This window comes from bacterium (assembly GCA_016716565.1).
GTDB lineage: Bacteria > Bacteroidota > Ignavibacteria > Ignavibacteriales > Ignavibacteriaceae > IGN2.
Genome location: JADJWC010000003.1, coordinates 89,045 through 107,284, shown reverse-complemented (window position 1 = coordinate 107,284; position 18,240 = coordinate 89,045). Strand labels below are relative to the sequence as shown.

The window sequence follows — 18,240 nt, the reverse complement described above, 5'->3', positions numbered from 1 at the left end:
CAAGGTAAATTTTCACCCAACTTAATTACTAAAATTATAAACCGTTTTGCCCGAACCATATTACCAATTAGAAATAGAAAGCGATCCGAACAACCTCATAACAGTTGAAGAGTTTGTAAATTATTTTGCGAAGGATCTTGGCTTGTCTGATGAACAGCTCTCGGTATTGCTGCTTGCAGTGACTGAAGCAACTACAAATGCTATAATTCACGCAAATAAATGTGATATTAACAAGCTCGTAAAAATTTATGCTCACATCGAAAATTCTAAACTAATCGTAAAAGTAAAAGATGAAGGCAAAGGTTTCGATCCTTCAAAACTTCCTAATCCAACTGAGCCAGAAAATCTCTTAAAAGATTCCGGACGCGGCGTATTCCTAATGAAGGTTTATATGAGTGAAGTAAAGTATAATATCACGCCTTCAGGAATGGAAACAATTCTGATTCTGAACTTATAAGCATTCACCAAATCTTTTTTCTAATCTCTCTACCAATTATCACCTATTATCTTTTTTGTTTATTTTAACTTTTGTTAATATCAACTTTATTAATTCAGGGAGTAAAAAAATGGGCAGAAAAAAAATCTCAATAATCGGAGGAGGCCAAATAGGTGGTGTTCTCGCTCAATTAATTGCGTTACGGCAACTTGGTGATGTCGTTTTATACGATATTGTTGAGGATATGCCTCAGGGAAAAACACTTGACATTGTTGAAGCATCAAGGATAGATGGCTTTGACATCTCTCTTAAAGGAACCAATGATTATAAAGATATTGATGGTTCCGATATCGTAATTGTTACTGCAGGTTTACCCCGCAAACCAGGCATGAGCAGAGATGATCTTTTGGTAACGAATGCTAAAATTATGCAAACAGTTGCGGAGAATGTTAAAAAGCATGCACCGAATTCTATAGCAATTATTATCTCAAATCCTCTCGATGCAATGGTTACACTTTATAAAAAGATAACAGGGTTTCCAGCAAGTAAAGTCATTGGACAGGCTGGAGTACTCGATTCTTCAAGATTCTCAACTTTCATTGCATGGGAACTCGGAGTATCAGTTAAAGATGTTAATGCAATGGTCCTTGGCGGTCACGGTGACACAATGGTTCCAATTGTGCGTTACGCAAACGTGAATGGAATTCCGGTGATGGAACTTCTCGAGAAAAAATATAAAGATAAAGCCAAAGCATCCGAAATTATGAATGCAATGGTAGAAAGAACAAAAATGGCTGGCGGTGAAGTTGTAAAACTTTTAAAAACAGGTTAAGCATTTTACTCACCAGCATCTGCTTCAATTGCAATGGCTGAAGCTATTATTTACGATGAAAAGCGTGTGCTTCCTGTTTGTGCTTATTTAAACGGTGAGTTTGGAGTAAAAGGATATTATGTTGGTGTTCCCGCAGTTCTTGGTAGTGCGGGAGTTGAAAAGATTATTGAATTTGATCTTAACTCTGATGAAAAAGCATTGCTTGATAATTCAGTTAATGCCGTTAAAGGACTTGTTGCTGATATGGAAAGATTAGGTTTCTAAATAAGAACATTAAAAAATCTTTAAAACTAAAAACCCTCCGATTGGAGGGTTTTTAATTAGATTTAAAAATTAATTTATGAAGCGTAAACACTGACAAACTTTCGGTTGCCTCTTTTAACTTCAAACTTAACAACACCATCTGCAACTGCAAACAAAGTATCGTCATTGCCTTTCTTTACATTAACTCCGGGATGGAATTTTGTTCCACGCTGTCTTACCAAAATATTTCCGGCAAGAACTTTCTCACCGCCAAATCTTTTAACACCAAGATACTGCGGATTACTATCTCTTCCGTTTCTTGTTGAACCTTGCCCTTTTTTATGTGCCATGACTTAATTCCCTTCTACGAAATCTTTAAAACTTCAATTTTTGTGTACTGCTGTCTGTGACCAGCTTTTTTCTTATAACTCTTTCTAATCTTTTTCTTGAAAACAATAATTTTATCATCTTTTATATGTTCCAAAACCCTGGCTGTTACTTTCGCCCCTTTAACTTCCGGTGTTCCGATCTTAACACCTTTAGAATCTCCTCCCATAAGGACAGAGCTAAAAGTCACTTCTGAATCAACCTTCTCTTTTAATCTTGGAACATAATATTTATTGTTTTCAAGAACCTTTATCTGGTCACCCAGAATATTTACAATTGCAAACATTATAAGCCTTTAATCTTTAAAATTTTTGAGGCACAAATCTATGTAAAGATGGCTTCTATGTCAATCCCTGAGTTAAACAATTTGCTTAAATAACTCATTTTTTGAGCAAAAACGAGAACTCACTCCCCTGACCAACCATACTTGTCACGGTAACTTTGGAATTATGAGCTTCAATGATATGTTTGACAATCGCTAATCCAAGTCCGGTTCCTCCTTCAGCACGAGAACGAGCTTTGTCGATACGGAAAAATCTTTCAAATATTCTGTCCAGATAATTTTCGGGAATGCCGATTCCTGTATCTCTCACAATTACTTTTGCGTGTTTTATTTCCTCTTCAACAAGAACTTCAATTTTTCCTTTTTCAGTGTATTTGACTGCATTAAGAATCAAATTGACTAAAACCTGTTTCAGTTTTTCCTTGTCACCGAATACCTCCAGATCATCTTTTGCCGGATAGAAAATCAGTGATAAGTTTTTCGATTCCGCTGCCTGTTTATTCTCTTGAACAACCTGGCTGATGAGATCGTTAATCTTGAAGTATCTAAAGCTCATTCTCATCTCACCGGATTCAATCATTGAAATGTCAATCAAATCATTTAATAAATTGCTCAACGAAATTGTATTCTGGTTCGCTTTCTGGAGAAAGTGCATATTCACATTTTTATCATTTATAGCACCGTTCAATAAAGTCTCAATGTAACCCTGTATTGCGAATATTGGAGTTCTCAATTCGTGGGAAACATTCGCAAGAAATTGCGATCTCATTTTCTGCAACCGCTGAAGATATTCTATATCGCTTTTTTCCTTCTTAAACATTTTCTTGATTGCTTTTTGTAATGACAAAAGGTTTGAGCCAAGCAGTATCTCATCTTCACTATTGTATTTATTCTTCCTGATATTATTGATGATGGTTTTTATTTCATCAAGTTCTTTGTTGCGACGTCTTCCAATGAGGTAAAGTGCCGAAACATCAATAACGATAATTGAAATAATTGATGCCGGAAGTAATGATATATCCCATGTGAGTAAAAATATAACTGCAATAAAAAGTACGTTAAAGAATAAAAACTCTCTGTAGTAAACCAGGGAGGATGATAGGTAAGAAAAGAATTTACTGGTCGAGTTTGAATCTGTATCCAACACCTTTTATTGTCTCAATTATTTCAGAATGTTTGCCAAGTTTTTCACGGACTTTTCTAATGTGGACATCAATCGTGCGATCTACAACAAATACATCATTACCCCAGATTTCTTTCAACAAAGTTTCCCTGTTCATTACTTTACCGGGATTACTTGCAAGGAAGTATAATAGCTGAAATTCTTTCCTTGGAAAAAATTTCTTCTTGTTATCAACTTTAATTATAAATTGTTCTACGTCAATTATTAGAGGACCGATTTTCAACTCTGCAATTGGTTTTGCTTTTTTGTCATCAGTAGCTGACTTTCTCAAATTTGCTTTGATACGTGATATTAATTTTTTCGGTGAGATTGGTTTCTGTATATAATCACTTGCACCGAGATCCAGCCCTTTAATTTCATCGGTTTCACCCGATTTAGCTGTAAGAAAAATTATGGGAATTTGCTGATACTCTTTGTGATCTTTAATTTGCTTTTGAAGTTCAAAACCATCCATTTCCGGCATCATAATGTCGAGTACTATTAAATCAGGTTTCTGAGTGATTTTTTTAAGCGCATCTCTACCGTTAGTACTCGTTAAAACTTCAAATTCTTCCTGCTCAAGATTATATTTCAAAAATTCAAGTATATCCGGCTCATCATCAACAAGTAAAATTCTGGTCATATTAGAATGCTATTTTAATTTCTTTATCCTTTTCGGCGGATTGATACATCGATTCAGCAATAGTCAGCATTTGAATTGCTTCATCACCGGATGAAAAGATAGGATTAAGTCCTCGAATTGCACCGATAAAACTTTTTAATTCATTCAGGTAAGATTTTTTAAATGCCTCAGTCGGTGAATCATTGTAAGTTGAGCCGAGATCAATATGCTCATCGTCATAAACTTTTATAAGTTTGAAAGGATTTGCACCTATCGATCCTTTTGTGCCGTAGACGTTCGCATAAAAAATATCTTTCTCCTCAGATAGGCTCCAGCTCGCTTCAATACTGATTGTTACCGACTTTTCGCATCTTATAAAGCTGATTGATGTATCCTCAAGTTTGCCTGAACGATGGTAGTAATTTTTTGTTGAGACTGATAATGCTTTCGGATAATCTGCTAACCACAGGGCTAAATCAATCAGATTAACACCAAGGTCAAGAATCACTCCTCCGCCGGCCTCTTCCCTTTTGTTAAACCATTTTTCGGAACTGCTCTGCTTTCTTATCCATCCACACTTAATATAAAAAGGATTTCCGATATCACCTGCATCAATAAGACTCCTTATTAACATACAATCTGGTCTATAACGCAAATTCATTCCAACCATAAGTTTTCTGTTATTCTTAATCGCACAATCAACGATTGCTTTACCCTCTTCACTGTTTCGGGCAAGTGGTTTTTCAACAAGAACATCTTTACCAGCATTCAGACAATCAATTGCCATCTGTTTGTGAAGATGAGTGGGTGTTGAAATAATAACTGCATCAACTTCATTGTTTTTGAGCAGATCGGTATAGTTAGTATATCTTTTCTTAATGTTATATTTATCTGCAACAGAATGCAATCGGTTTTTATTTATCTCCGCTACAGAAGTTACCTCTGCGTTTTTGATTTTCATCAGGTTAGGAAGATGAACCATTTGTGCAACACTTCCAAGTCCAACGACAGCAACTTTCGTTTTTTCCATTAGTAAGATACTTTCTCGGTTGACTTGGTATTTTTCAGGAATGATGTGATCTGTGATACGATGCCCATTGGGTCAATCGAAATTTGCTTATGAAGTTCAGCTTGTGTTCCGTGATCGATGAATTTATCGGGAATGCCAATGCGAAGAAAATCATTCTTATAATTTTTATCAATGAAATATTCTGAAACTGCAGAACCAAAACCACCGGGCAGATTATTCTCTTCGATAGTAACAATCTTTTCATGCTTAACGGCAACCTCGTCAAGCATTTGCTCATCAAGTGGCTTTATAAATCTCATATTAATTAGTTCAGCATTAATACCATTTTCTTTAAGTAATGCAGCGGCTTTTTGAGTATAGTTAACCATCGAACCAACAGCAAGTATTGCGATATCATCTCCATCTGTCAGCTTTTCCGCTTTGCCGATTTCAATCTTTCTAAAACCTGGTTCCAGATTTACCCCGAGGGCAGAACCTCTCGGATATCGAACAGCAACCGGACCTTCACAATGTTCAATGGCAGTGTAAACCATATTCCGTAATTCGGCTTCATCTTTCGGAGCCATTATCACCATTCCGGGAATTATTCTTAAGTAAGCTAGATCGAATGTTCCATGATGGGTTGGACCATCTGCGCCAACCAATCCTGCTCTGTCAAGAACAAAAACAACGTGTAATTTTTGAAGAGCTACATCGTGAATTATCTGATCGATCGCTCTCTGCAGAAATGTTGAATAAATAGCAATAACAGGAATTATTCCCTGCGTAGAAAGTCCCGCAGCAAATGTTACGGCATGTTCTTCTGCTATACCAACATCATAATAGTTTGATGGAATTTTTTCTTTCAGAATATCAAGTCCGGTTCCATCAGGCATAGCAGCAGTGATTCCAACTACCTTTGGATTCTTCTCGATGATTTCAACAAGAGAATTACCGAAAATTTTTGTGTAAGCAACAGGCTCATTTGCTTTTTTATGAGCTTGACCTGTCAATTTATCGAAAGGAGTTGATGCATGAAGTCTTTGAATGTGACTTTCAGCCGGTTTATATCCTTTGCCCTTTTGTGTTATTGCGTGGATCAGAATTGGACCTTTTAAATCTTTTACCTGCTCGAATATTTTAATAGTCTGGTGAAGATTGTGACCATTGACAGGACCAAAATATCTAAAGCCCAATGCTTCGAAAAGCATACCCGGAGTTATAACTGCTTTAATTCCATGCTCAAGTCTGACAGCAATTTTTCTCATTCTGTCTCCGAACTGATCAAGTTTACCTGTCAGATCCCAGATTTGTCCTTTGAATTTATTGTAGTCGGGATGAGATATCATTTCCGTAAAATAATTTGATATCTGCCAAACATTTGGAGCAATGGACATATTGTTATCATTCAACACAACGATGAGATCAGTTTTCAATACACCTGAATTATTCATTGCTTCGTATGCCATACCACCTGTCATTGCACCATCACCAATAACTGCAACAACTTTTTTATCGACTTTAGTGTGTTCTTTTGCTGTCGCCATTCCCAATGCAGCAGATATTGAAGTAGAAGCATGTCCCGCACCGAATGCATCGTACTCGCTCTCGGAGCGTTTTAAAAATCCGCTGATGCCTCCCAACTGACGAATTTTATTTAAGGCTTCTTTTCTTCCTGTTAGAATTTTATGCGGGTATGCCTGGTGACCGGTATCCCAGACAACAAGATCGTGCGGAGTATTGAATACTTTATGTATAGCTACTGTCAGTTCAACCGTACCGAGTCCGCCGCCGAAATGTCCACCGATTTCAGAAATAGTATCAACCATATATTCGCGAATATCAGTGCACAGCTGCTTCAATTGCGGTAATGAAAGCTGACGGATATCTGAGGGATAATTTACTTTTGAAAGAACCGGATATTTTTGTTCATCATTCATTTAAAGGATAATCCTCCTTGCTATACCAAATTAATCTTCTTCTGCTTCAGTTATTTTGCCAAGCTCACTTTTAAGCTCGGTAATTTTTAGCTCAGCTTCTTTTAATGTTTTCAAACATGATTTTGAAAGTTTCACTCCTTCTTCAAAAAGAGAAATTGCTTCTTCCAATTCTACATTATCTTCTTCAAGAATACGGCTTATTTCTTCAAGTCGTGAGAAATCCTGTTCAAAATTACTTTTTGCTTTTTTCTTTGTCATAAAGATTTAACGGGTCGTTATTTCCCCATCATAAAATTTCAAGTGAGCTTTATTTTCTTTATTAAAAACTGAAGCCCTTGTAACAAATTTAGAGTTCTGCTTCACTAAAACAAAACCCCGCTTCAAAACCCTCTGAACATCGTATGATTCAAGTGATTTGGCAAGCAAGGAAATTCTGTTATCGTAAATCATTAAATGCTTCCGGATGTTATGATTTATTTTTGAAACTGCAGAATCAACCTGCTGATTTTTTCGAGCGAGCATGTCCATTGGAAGTTTAAAACCATACGATCCTGAGAAAGCGGCAACATCTTCCTTTTTGTCATCGATAATTTGATCAATAGTTTGTAATGATGTTGATAAAAACTGTAAAACAAAATTCTGAATCTCACTCACATCAGGAGTTGCTAATTCCATTGCAACAGAAGGTGTTGGTGCACGAAGATCAGCAACATAATCAGCGATGGTAAAATCAACTTCGTGTCCCACACCGGAAATTATCGGGATTCTTGATTTGAAAATAGCCCTTGCTACAATTTCTTCATTGAAAGCCCATAAATCTTCAATCGAGCCTCCTCCTCGGGCAATAATTATAACATCAATATCCGGTTTTTGGTTCAATCGTTTAATGCTGTTAACAATAGATTCGGCAGCTCCGCTGCCCTGAACTCTTGCTGGAGCAATTACAATTTCAACAAGAGGAAATCTTCTTTCAGCAACGCTTATCAAATCTTTGAATGCAGCACCATCAATTGCAGTTACAATGCCAATTTTCTTCGGGAATGTTGGGATTGGTTTTTTAAATTTTTCATCAAATAATCCTTCTGCTTCAAGTTTCTTTTTTAATTTTTCGAAAGCTTCCTGCAATTCACCAAGACCTGCTGGTTTCATTGAACGAATATCAAGCTGATAACTTCCTCTTGGAGGATAAACTGTAAGACGACCGCTCACAATTATTTTCATTCCATCCTGCGGCGTGAAGAAGACATATTGATTAAATCCTTTCCACATCGTGCAATTGATTACTGCATCTGCATCTTTTAAACTGAAATACCAATGACCAGAAATATGCGCTTTGAAGTTTGAGATTTCACCGATCACAGAAACCTGCTCAAAATTTTCTTCAAGAGTTCTCCGAATCTCTTTTGTTAATTCTGATACAGTTAATATTTGAATTTGGTTGACCAATTATTCACCTGGATTAAATTGATTTTCAATATTTGTTTTTGCATCAAGCTCATTATAATCAAGCTCTGAGCCAAGAACACTGTGAGGTATTAAAAATATTACAAACATCAGGATTGAAGCGAATACATTCCATCGTTTTGGATTTTTGAATTTATAAATTGCAATAAGTGCAAACAGCCATCCGATAAAACCAACAAGAATTTTATTATCAGTTAGATCGTGTCCAAAAGGAAATCCTGTCCAGAATTCACCGAACGCATATTTCTGAACAATCGGTCCAAAAATGAATCCGCCAATAATTACAAAAATAAAAGTGAAGATGGTTAATGGTTTAAACTTTTTTCCTTCATTAAAATATTCAAGTCCGGTTCTTGTGGAAAGCAGCATCGCCCCAAAAATAAAAATGATGTGAGGAATTAAAAATCCAGCAGGAACATCACCTTTAAACCTGATAATGACTTCTCCTTTTTCAGGAATTACAATTGATTCTTTATTCTTCTGCAAGATGACGTGATATATTAATTTTCCTGCAGGTGGTTGATGCGGAAGATAGCCCACTAATTTTCCATTCTGTCTGATCATTTCAACTTTCGTCCAGTCATCGTTCGTTTTATATCTTTTCCAGACAAGAAATCCGTTAATATTTTCTTCTTTGATCCCAATATCAATTTGATGATCGCCTTCACCTCCATGACTTCTGTCCAGCTTATAATTAACAATTTCATTCCCGATTTCCGCTTCACCGGTAATTGGATATGTAGGACCCGTCATTCTTTGATAAACTGCAGTCAGAACAGTAAGAACAAATGCGATCAGCCAGAGTAAGATGGATTTTTTCATTGAGGATGAATGAGAGTATAATTATGATTTTTTTCTATATGAAAAATAAGAATTAAAACCTTACACTGAAACCAAGTGTTGGAATAATTGGTAACATAGTTGTGGTTTCTCTACCGAGTGTGAGATTTTCTTCAACAAAGTAATCATAACCGATCACATTTGAACGGTTATAAAGGTTAACAACATCGAGATAGATAGTCCAGTCAAGATCCCACCAACTTGCAAATGCATTGATTCGAAAATCCAAACGATGATATTCGGGTTTTCGGGAGTTTAGCTTTCTGTCGGCAAAATCAACATCAAAAATAACAGGATTCTCGCCTTCGTTATTAATTTCTCTTGTTGCGATGATAGGTGTTTCAGGCGTTCCATCAAGATCCTGATCAACAACAATGATTCTTGGCTTTACACCAGCAGGCTGACTAATGGGAAAACCAGAACCGTATTGCCATCTTACTCCAAGCTCCAGCCAGCTATTAAGCTGATAATTTAGTACGACATTAACGGTATGTCTTTGATCAAAATTAAATGGGTATTTGATACCACTTTCATACCTGTTTGCAAAGGCCAATGCATACGAAACCCAGCCTGAAAATCTGCTCTCATAAAAAGTATTTTTCTTAGAAAGGAAAAACTCAAAACCATAAGCTTCACCAAAGGAAGAGTTTACCGGAATCTGCGTCAACGAATCTCCGCTAAATGTTGCAGGTAAAGTCCAGCCGGAAGCAAACCTTGGATCTTTTCCGGGAATTGGTTCTGTATAAAATCTGTCTCCCTGAAGTTTTTTAGGTCTGTAAAGATTATCAAAATCTTTGTAATAGCCTTCAACTCTTGCACTCCACTCACCGCTCAGCCATCTTTCAATTCCGAGCACATAGTGCGTTGCTCTTTCTGCAACAAGGCTTTCAGTGTATTTGTCCGAAAGGTCATAAAGTGTTCCCTGGTCAAAGAATTTTTCGTATCCGGGTGATTGATAATATAATCCCCAAACAGCACGAAGAGTCGTCAACTCATTAAAAGCATAGGACATTGAAATTCTCGGAGCTAAATATGTTTTTTCAAGAATGTTATAATAATCTAATCTTAGACTTGGCTGAAAAGTCAGCTTCTCTGAAAGTCTGAAATTATCCTGAACATATGCTCTGTAACGATTGTAATACTGCACATCTTTAATATCGTCAAGTGCAGATCTGAACTGTGGATTTGAATTTAATACTGCTTCAAGCTGTTCATCGAGATCAAAAGTAAAATTAACTGTGGTCTTCATAAAATCTGCACCAACACCTGCTTCAATGATATGATCTTTCAGAATATAAGTGAATTTATCATCGATTGAATATTTCTCATAGATAAAATCGCCGCCGAAAGAAAATCTTAACAGATACGGAGCTAAAGTATCAGGAATTGTACTTTCAAATGCGTTTCGATTAAGAGAAGGATCAAGAATTTGTGAATCGAAATCTGTTGTTCCATTGTTTTTGTACCAAGAGACTACGACTTTGTTTAATGTATTTTGATTTGGAGCGAAATGCCATGCAGCAGAAACAAGATCATTATTTGTTATGTTATATACACCTACACTATCGGGAGTTTCTCTTTCTTCTCCGCTCATTACATTAACCGCATCCCGCGACAAAATTCCATTGAATAAAAACTTATGACCATTGTAAGGACCAATAACAAGTTTTCCCTGCAAATCGTAAAAGTTGGGAAAGCTGGTATTATCGTCAACTAGTCCCGCACTTTTTACAAACGGCTCAATTATAAGATCGTAATAAGTTCGCCTTGTATTGAAAAGCCAGCTGCCTCTCAAGTTGAAAGGATTTCTTCCTTCCAGCACAAGATTAGCATCAACGATTGAGATGTTCACATTACCTGCAAGTGATTTTGTCGTGGTTCCCTCTTTGTTTGTTACATCAAGTACTGCAGAAAGTCTGTCGCCATATTTTGCAGGGAATCCTCCGGAAATCAGATTTACATTATCAACTGCATCCGGATTGAACATACTAACTACTCCATAAAGTCTGTATGGATTGAATACTTCCACATCATCAAGAATTATAAGATTCTGATCAGGACCACTTCCTCTGACAATTAACTGAGATGAAAAATCATTTGGGGCAAGAACACCCGGAAGTGATTGAAGTGTTCTGAAAACATCTTCTGCTGCACCGGGTAAAGTTTTTGCGTCTCGCGGATTTAAATCGATCAAGCTTGTTCTTGTATCTCTTTGATCCTGGACTTGAAAATCCGTGACTTCAACGCTCTGTAATTCAATTGCTTTTGCGGATAATTCAACGTTTAATTCTGTTATTTTGTTTGACCCTATTTCAACATCAAATGTTTTGGAATCAAAGCCAATAACACTATAGCGTACTTCATATGTACCGACAGGGATTCCTGTAATCTCATATGAACCGTCAAGTTTGGTTGCTGTTCCAAAATTTGTATCGATAATAATAATATTCACAAACGGAATAGCCGATGAGCCATCAGTAACTTTTCCTTTGAGTTTTCCTGTCTGTGCGACAGTAAATCCACTAGAAAGAATTAAGAGTATGTAAATAAATGTTTTCAATGTGTGATAATTAATGATTCTGATATCAATTAACTATAACAAAAATCGGTGTGAAATAATTCCAGAATAAAAGTTATCAATCAGGGTAGAAAGAGAAGAAAGCAGAATAAAGACCGATATAAAATTCCTGAAAGTTGGTACCTGAATTGTGTAAAGCAAAGTTATACCTGTAACGAGCATAAAACGTGAAAGTCTCCTCGATGGTAAACAAACCAAGTGAAATCTCAGGACTTATTCCCTGGTTAATATTGAAGTTCGAGTAAAATGATATTCCCGGTGAAATGTATTCAATTGTGGAGACTTCAAACAAACGTTTGTAACCGGTGCGAAGATAACTTGGATCTTCAGCATTAAAGACATAAGTGTATTCCAATGATAAATATCCTGCGGGATAGTTTAGGCTTTTTGATCTGAAAGATAGTACAGGTATTTCTTTTGTTAGACTGAAATAACTTGATTCCCCATCATAAACATATCCCGGATACGGTAAAAGGAAAATTGCGGAACCGAATAAGCAAAGTGTAAAAAGGTCCGAGCCTTCTTTTATCTGAGGTTCATAAGGAAGATCGAAATCAAATTTCTCACTTTGATAAATTCTACTGTCTTCTGTTTCAGAAATAATAATAAAATTTATTAACTGATCCTCAAATGACAGATTACTGATATCAATATCCGCTTTATGCATATCAGTTAATTCATTTGAAACGACAAACTCGTATTCATCTTCCAAAATCACTTTTGATTTACACACATCGCTAGTATAAAATGACAATTTGAATGTATACGGCAATTCTCTTGTGCAGTACGCATCGATTAAATAAACTTCTATGGAATCAGTTTGACAGAAATGTTTCGCTGAAAAAATTAAGATTGTCAGGAACAGTATTACTTTAATATTCATTCTTTGATAAAAGTGAAATTATTTCTAGTTCAAATTTATGAAAAATGACCTTCATTATAGTGTAATTAAGACTGACTTGTTGGTATCTACGAACAATGAATGATGTTTATATTATTTTTGTATTCGATAATCAATTGGGAAATTATTCAATCGTACAGAGGGATGAACAAAACCAATATTACAACTCTGCTCAGAAAGCTTCGGCTGATGCATCAAAGTGATTACTTGAATTTCATTTTTCAGAAATTTAAGAACCGTAAAATCAATCAAACATTTAAAGAAAAAAATCCGGATGTGGTCCTTCCTCCTGACTATATGATTTATGAATCATTCCAGATGAATTATGATAATTACTACAATGATAGTCTCGACACAGCAAAATGGCTGATAGATTATTTTGAAAAGCATATCGAGCTGAAAAATGTTAAAATACTTGAATGGGGATGCGGACCTGCAAGAATTATTCGTCATCTTCCAAATCTGCTAGATAAAAGTTGTGAAATTTATGGCTCAGACTATAACTCAAATACAATTGAGTGGTGCAAAAAATATATTCCGGGAATTCATTTTTTGAGAAATAAACTAGAGCCGCTTTTAGAATTTCAAAGCAATTTTTTTGAAGTGATTTATGCAACTTCTGTCTTCACACATTTATCGGAAGAAATGCACCATGCTTGGATGAATGAATTAAAAAGAGTCTGCAAACCAAACGGAATAATTTTCCTGACTACGCACGGAGAAAATTGTAAACCCAAACTGACAAGTGAAGAGCTAAAAATATTTGAAGCCGGAAAACTGGTCGTGAGAGGAAATGTAAAAGAAGGTCACAGAACATTCGCTGCTTACCAGCCGCCGGTATTTATGAAATCACTTTTCAAAGATTTTGAAATACTCGAGCACGAAACTCGCGAACCAGAAGGAAATTATATCCCGCAGGATATCTGGATTGTGAGAAAGAAATAAGTTCAAAAATTTATTTGAGGGCTTATTCAACATCTTTTATGAGATCTACTTCAATAGCTTTCCCGCAGTAATTTTGCGAGATATTTTATTGTTATTATTACGGGAATTAATTAGTTGTATTCAATTTTCATTACAAACTTTATATTTATGAAAAAAATCGCCATAGTTATATTATTTACTTCTCTGGTATTATTAAGTAACAGCCAAGATCTTCTTCCAGAAAAAACTATTGTCGCAGCCTTTGACGCTATTGCACGGTTGGATATTGATAGACTAAAGAGTTACTGCACAGACGATATCATAATAATCGAAAACGGACCAATTTGGAATATGGATTCACTTATACAAAGACTCTTACCTCGAAGATCAGACACGAGCTTTAAAAGAATTAACAAGATTGATTTTCTACAAACGGAAGTAGAGGGTAATACCGCTTGGACGTACTATATAAACCAAGCTTCCGGAATTTCAAATAACAAACTATTCAAGGTGAAATGGATTGAAAGCGCAGTTCTAATCAGCCAGAACGGAAATTGGAAAATAAAGTTGCTTCATTCAACCGTTCTCGAGCGAAAATGAAAACTGCATAAGATACAGTCTTTCTAAAGCTGCATTGCATTGGTCTACTACAATTCGTGGACGTTACCCAGTGCCTTTTCAACATCAGCAATCAAATCTTCTACATCTTCAATTCCAACTGAAAAGCGTACGAGTGCATCTGTAAATCCGTACCTTTCTCTATCTTCTTTCGGAACTGCTGCGTGTGTCATTGAAGCAGGATGACAAATTAAACTTTCAACTCCGCCGAGACTTTCAGCTAATGTAAAAATCTTAACATTGTTTAAAACTTTCTTCGCTTTTTCGATAGTACCAAAATCTGCTGAAACCATTCCTCCGAATCCTCGCATTTGTTTTTTTGCAAGTTCGTGCTGAGGATGATCTTTTAATCCGGGATAAATTACTTTTTTTGCTGCACCGGATTTCGAAAGAAATTCGGCAAAAGCTTTTGCATTCTCTTCATGCTGTTTCATTCGCACTGCAAGTGTTTTTGTTGAACGAAGAACCAGCCAGCAATCAAAAGGAGATGGAACTCCGCCAGCAGCATTTTGAATGTATCTCAGTCTCTAGTGATATTTTTCATTACTTGTTACGAGAATTCCACCAACCATATCACTGTGCCCATTCAAATATTTTGTTGTTGAATGCATAACTATGTCGATTCCCAATTCCAACGGATTCTGAAAGTATGGGCTCATAAATGTATTATCACAGACAGTGATAAGGTTGTTCTTTCTTGCAATTTCAGAAACAGCTCTTAAGTCAGTCAAAATTAACATAGGATTGGTAGGGGTTTCAACGAAAATCATCTTCGTGTTTTTTCTTATTGCACTTTCGATGTTGTTTGTATCACTTGTGTCAACCCAGGAATATTCTAATCCGTAGTTAGTTAGATTGAGTTCATAAAGTCTGTAAGTTCCACCATAAACATTGCTCGATACAATTATATGATCACCAGCTTTAACAAGACTCATCAATGCGTGAGTTGCAGCAAGTCCGGATGCAAAAGCAATTCCATATTTTCCTTTTTCGAGTGTTGCAATATTTTTTTCTAATGCTTTCCTGGTAAGGTTGTGTGTTCTTCCATATTCATAACCCCTACTTTTTCCAAGCTCGTGCTGAGCATAAGTCGATGTTAAATAAAGCGGTGTAATTACAGCACCGGTTGTTGGATCAGGAATTTGTCCCGCATGAATTGCGTCTGTCGAGAAACCCATAATTTTAATCTTTCAGTTTATTACGTAATATTTTTCAAGTCGAATAATGAATATCAAACAAGGAATCTAGAATTTCGAAGTATTCCAAAATCAATCACTTTTTTGAATTGTTCTTCTTTGCAGTTTCAATACTTTTTACAAAGATTAAAATAAGCTCGTTACATTCTACTATTCCTTTTTCAACTAAGTCCATCTTTCTGGTCAATGACACTCTTTTAATAATTTTCAACGCAACTAAAGTTTCTCTCAACTCTTTAAGAAGAACTTTCAATTTATGGATGAAATCATTTCTTGATTCAGCACTCTGCGCTTCTCCATAGTGTAATGCAGGAGATGTTCCAGATCTCAATAATTGTCCTTCGATATGATTTCCTGCTCTTGTGTTATTCAGGCTTTCTGAAATTTCGATTATCATTACAGCAAAATCAATTAACCGTGCTTCAAGATCAAATTTCCTGTTTTTATTTTCATTCATCATTCCACATTCCTTGATCAATATTCGATATTCAAAAAAGGGGCTGTTCAGGTGTTTAAATTGATTAAATCATATCTCGTAATAATATCAGTCACCAATCCAAAATCACTTACTAAAACTGCTGGATGTTCTTTGAACAATTTTTTTAATTCAGCGAGTTCTGTTTTAGCTTCAAGAACCGGGAAACTTTCTTCCATTACATCTTTAATCAAAGAATTATACAACATCGGATCCTCAACAAGCTTTGAAAGCAATCGCCCTTCCCTGATTGCACCGATTGATTGTTTTCCTTTCATAACAGGAATATGCGTGTAACCTGTTTTAGTTATCAGCTCTAGAACATCTTTTACTTTATCGTCTTCTTTAATTGATACTATCTCTTCGATACCAAGAGATTTTTTTCTATCTGAAATATCACGTAAAGTTCTGACTTCTGTATCCAGCATCCTGTTCAGCTTCAGCCAATCTTCGTTATGAACCTTTGAAAGATATCTTTCCCCAGTATCACAAACTATGAAAACCACAACATCATCTTTCGATAGTCCTTTTGAAATTTCCAGTGCGACATGAACAATCGTTCCTGTACTTCCTCCACAAAAAATTCCTTCTTCTTTAGTCAATTTTCTTGCCGCGGTGAATGATTCTTTATCGCTTATGTTAAATATTCTATCGATGTACTGGAAGTGAACATTCTCAGGTAGGCAATCCTGACCAATTCCTTCAACCAAATAAGGAGTTCCTTTAATAATTTCTCCGGTCTCTTTATAATGCTTGAATATAGAGCCAAGCGGATCGGCACCGATTACTTGTATGTTCGGATTTTTTTCTTTCAGAAATCTTCCCGTTCCACTTATCGTTCCGCCAGTTCCGATGCTTGAAACAAAATGAGTGATTTTGCCATCCGTCTGCTGCCAGATTTCAGGTCCGGTGGTTTTGTAATGAATTTGAGGATTTGATGGATTGGAATACTGATAAGCAAAAAATGAATTCGGAATTTCTGTTGAAAGTCGTTTTGCAACGTTCACGTAATATTCCGGGTCATCAGGATCCACAAGATTCGAAACGACAATCACTTCCGCGCCGAGTGCTTTCAGATAATTTATTTTTTCTGCACTCACTTTTGATGTAACAACGAAAATACATCTGTAACCTTTTACTGCTGCCGTAATTGCCAGACCAATTCCTGTGTTACCGCTTGTTGCTTCGATAATTGTTCCACCAGGCTGCAAGACACCTCTTTGCTCAGCATCAATAATCATATTGTAACCGATGCGGTCTTTTACACTTCCGCCCGGATTTGCTGATTCAAGCTTTGCAAAAATTTGCGGCTTCAATCCCCTGTTGATTTTGTTGAGCCTGATAAGCGGTGTGTTGCCTATTTGCTCAATGATGCTGTTTTTGTATTCCAATGGTTATAATTACTTTTTGTTTGTAAAAAATTGTTCAATAATAAGGATTTGAAAGGAATGATGAAAGAAATTTTTAAAGACAATATTAGTGAAAAGTCATTCAATGTTTTTTTACTTTATATCTAAATTATCAGGATTTAAGAATATGAACTCCAAACAATGGTACGAAGAACTCTTTGAAAATTACGGAAGGACTTACGACAAAGAGTCTTTCACGCAAGGAACAATCGGTGAATGCGATTTCCTCGAACAGGAACTGAATTTTAACAAATCTTTGAAAATTCTTGATGTCGGATGCGGAACAGGCAGACACTCAATTGAATTATCGAAAAGAGGTTACTCAGTAACCGGAATTGATCTTTCAGACTCACAGCTAGCAGTTGCCCGAGAGAAAGCGGCAAAGGAAAATCTTAAAATTAATTTTCAAAAACAGGACGCAAGGAATTTACCCTTCAATAAAGAGTTTGATGCTGCTATAATGCTCTGTGAAGGCGGCTTTGCATTAATGGAAACGGACGAAATGAATTTTGAAATATTAAAGAGCGTGACAAAATCTCTTAGAGAAAAATCAAAGTTTATTTTTACAACTTTAAATGGCTTGTTTCCTCTTTATCATTCTGTGGAAAAGTTTTGTGCGGCAAATTCCATTGGTGATAATGCAACTTATCGAAGCAACACTTTCGATCTGATGACATTCCGTGAACATAACATAACCAGAATAGTTGACGATGATGGAAACAAGAAAACTCTTGAATGCAATGAAAGATTTTATGTGCCGAGCGAAATAACCTGGCTGCTCAAATCTCTTGGTTATAAACAAATCGATGTTTTCGGTGCAAAGCTAGGTGCGTTTTCCCGTAACGATAAATTAACAACCGAAGATTTTGAAATGCTTATTATTGCAGAAAAATAATTATTTTTTTGCCGGATTATCCAATT

The 18,240-nt window shown here is 36.0% G+C and carries 17 protein-coding genes and 2 pseudogenes; 5 read left to right on the top strand and 14 right to left on the bottom strand.

Going from position 1 to position 18,240, the window contains the following annotated elements; genetic code table 11:
* The first annotated feature begins 46 nt into the window (after window positions 1–46).
* The gene (locus IPM14_12605) at window positions 47–457 is read left to right on the top strand and encodes an ATP-binding protein (protein MBK9098936.1); all 411 of its coding nucleotides are present in this window, start codon (window positions 47–49) and stop codon (window positions 455–457) included.
* Window positions 458–566: 109 nt separating this feature from the next.
* Window positions 567–1,532, top strand: a pseudogene (gene mdh, locus IPM14_12600) (malate dehydrogenase).
* Between the two features lie 74 nt (window positions 1,533–1,606).
* Here mdh and rpmA read toward each other — a convergent pair.
* The 11 genes from rpmA to IPM14_12545 form a co-directional block, all read right to left on the bottom strand.
* Window positions 1,607–1,861, bottom strand: coding sequence for a 50S ribosomal protein L27 (gene rpmA / locus IPM14_12595; protein ID MBK9098935.1), 255 nt, complete (start codon window positions 1,859–1,861; stop codon window positions 1,607–1,609).
* 14 nt (window positions 1,862–1,875) lie between these two features.
* Window positions 1,876–2,184, bottom strand: coding sequence for a 50S ribosomal protein L21 (rplU, locus tag IPM14_12590; protein MBK9098934.1), 309 nt, complete (start codon window positions 2,182–2,184; stop codon window positions 1,876–1,878).
* Window positions 2,185–2,278: 94 nt separating this feature from the next.
* Window positions 2,279–3,271, bottom strand: a complete 993-nt coding sequence (locus IPM14_12585) for a two-component sensor histidine kinase (protein ID MBK9098933.1) — start codon at window positions 3,269–3,271, stop codon at window positions 2,279–2,281.
* A gap of 25 nt (window positions 3,272–3,296) precedes the next feature.
* The gene (locus tag IPM14_12580; protein MBK9098932.1) at window positions 3,297–3,986 is read right to left on the bottom strand and encodes a response regulator transcription factor; all 690 of its coding nucleotides are present in this window, start codon (window positions 3,984–3,986) and stop codon (window positions 3,297–3,299) included.
* A 1-nt stretch (window position 3,987) separates the two neighbouring features.
* Window positions 3,988–4,995, bottom strand: a complete 1,008-nt coding sequence (locus tag IPM14_12575) for a Gfo/Idh/MocA family oxidoreductase (GenBank protein MBK9098931.1) — start codon at window positions 4,993–4,995, stop codon at window positions 3,988–3,990.
* The gene (locus IPM14_12570; protein MBK9098930.1) at window positions 4,995–6,914 is read right to left on the bottom strand and encodes a 1-deoxy-D-xylulose-5-phosphate synthase; all 1,920 of its coding nucleotides are present in this window, start codon (window positions 6,912–6,914) and stop codon (window positions 4,995–4,997) included. Before IPM14_12570 ends, IPM14_12575 begins: the two co-directional genes overlap by 1 nt.
* Before the next feature lie 30 nt (window positions 6,915–6,944).
* Window positions 6,945–7,172, bottom strand: a complete 228-nt coding sequence (gene xseB / locus IPM14_12565) for an exodeoxyribonuclease VII small subunit (GenBank protein ID MBK9098929.1) — start codon at window positions 7,170–7,172, stop codon at window positions 6,945–6,947.
* Window positions 7,173–7,178: 6 nt separating this feature from the next.
* Entirely contained in the window at window positions 7,179–8,360 is a 1,182-nt protein-coding gene (locus IPM14_12560; GenBank protein ID MBK9098928.1) for an exodeoxyribonuclease VII large subunit, read from the bottom strand.
* A complete protein-coding gene (locus IPM14_12555) occupies window positions 8,361–9,200 on the bottom strand; it encodes a hypothetical protein (protein ID MBK9098927.1) in 840 nt (279 codons plus the stop codon).
* A 52-nt stretch (window positions 9,201–9,252) separates the two neighbouring features.
* On the bottom strand, window positions 9,253–11,778 hold the full coding sequence (locus IPM14_12550) for a TonB-dependent receptor (GenBank protein ID MBK9098926.1): 2,526 nt from the start codon (window positions 11,776–11,778) through the stop codon (window positions 9,253–9,255).
* A 76-nt stretch (window positions 11,779–11,854) separates the two neighbouring features.
* On the bottom strand, window positions 11,855–12,679 hold the full coding sequence (locus IPM14_12545; GenBank protein ID MBK9098925.1) for a hypothetical protein: 825 nt from the start codon (window positions 12,677–12,679) through the stop codon (window positions 11,855–11,857).
* A gap of 162 nt (window positions 12,680–12,841) precedes the next feature.
* Between IPM14_12545 and IPM14_12540 the strand changes: the two genes are divergently transcribed.
* On the top strand, window positions 12,842–13,642 hold the full coding sequence (locus IPM14_12540) for a class I SAM-dependent methyltransferase (protein MBK9098924.1): 801 nt from the start codon (window positions 12,842–12,844) through the stop codon (window positions 13,640–13,642).
* 147 nt (window positions 13,643–13,789) lie between these two features.
* Window positions 13,790–14,221 carry a nuclear transport factor 2 family protein gene (locus IPM14_12535; GenBank protein ID MBK9098923.1) on the top strand — a complete coding sequence of 144 codons (432 nt, stop codon included), beginning with the start codon at window positions 13,790–13,792 and terminating at the stop codon, window positions 14,219–14,221.
* Window positions 14,222–14,268: 47 nt separating this feature from the next.
* Here IPM14_12535 and IPM14_12530 read toward each other — a convergent pair.
* The 3 genes and pseudogenes from IPM14_12530 to IPM14_12520 form a co-directional block, all read right to left on the bottom strand.
* A pseudogene (locus tag IPM14_12530) lies at window positions 14,269–15,417 on the bottom strand (PLP-dependent transferase).
* A gap of 94 nt (window positions 15,418–15,511) precedes the next feature.
* Complete coding sequence (locus tag IPM14_12525) at window positions 15,512–15,892, bottom strand: four helix bundle protein (protein MBK9098922.1); 381 nt, start codon at window positions 15,890–15,892, stop codon at window positions 15,512–15,514.
* Between the two features lie 47 nt (window positions 15,893–15,939).
* Complete coding sequence (locus tag IPM14_12520; protein ID MBK9098921.1) at window positions 15,940–17,301, bottom strand: pyridoxal-phosphate dependent enzyme; 1,362 nt, start codon at window positions 17,299–17,301, stop codon at window positions 15,940–15,942.
* A 145-nt stretch (window positions 17,302–17,446) separates the two neighbouring features.
* Here IPM14_12520 and IPM14_12515 point away from each other — a divergent pair, with 145 nt between their 5' ends.
* Window positions 17,447–18,214 carry a class I SAM-dependent methyltransferase gene (locus IPM14_12515; protein MBK9098920.1) on the top strand — a complete coding sequence of 256 codons (768 nt, stop codon included), beginning with the start codon at window positions 17,447–17,449 and terminating at the stop codon, window positions 18,212–18,214.
* Window positions 18,215–18,240: the final 26 nt, after the last annotated feature.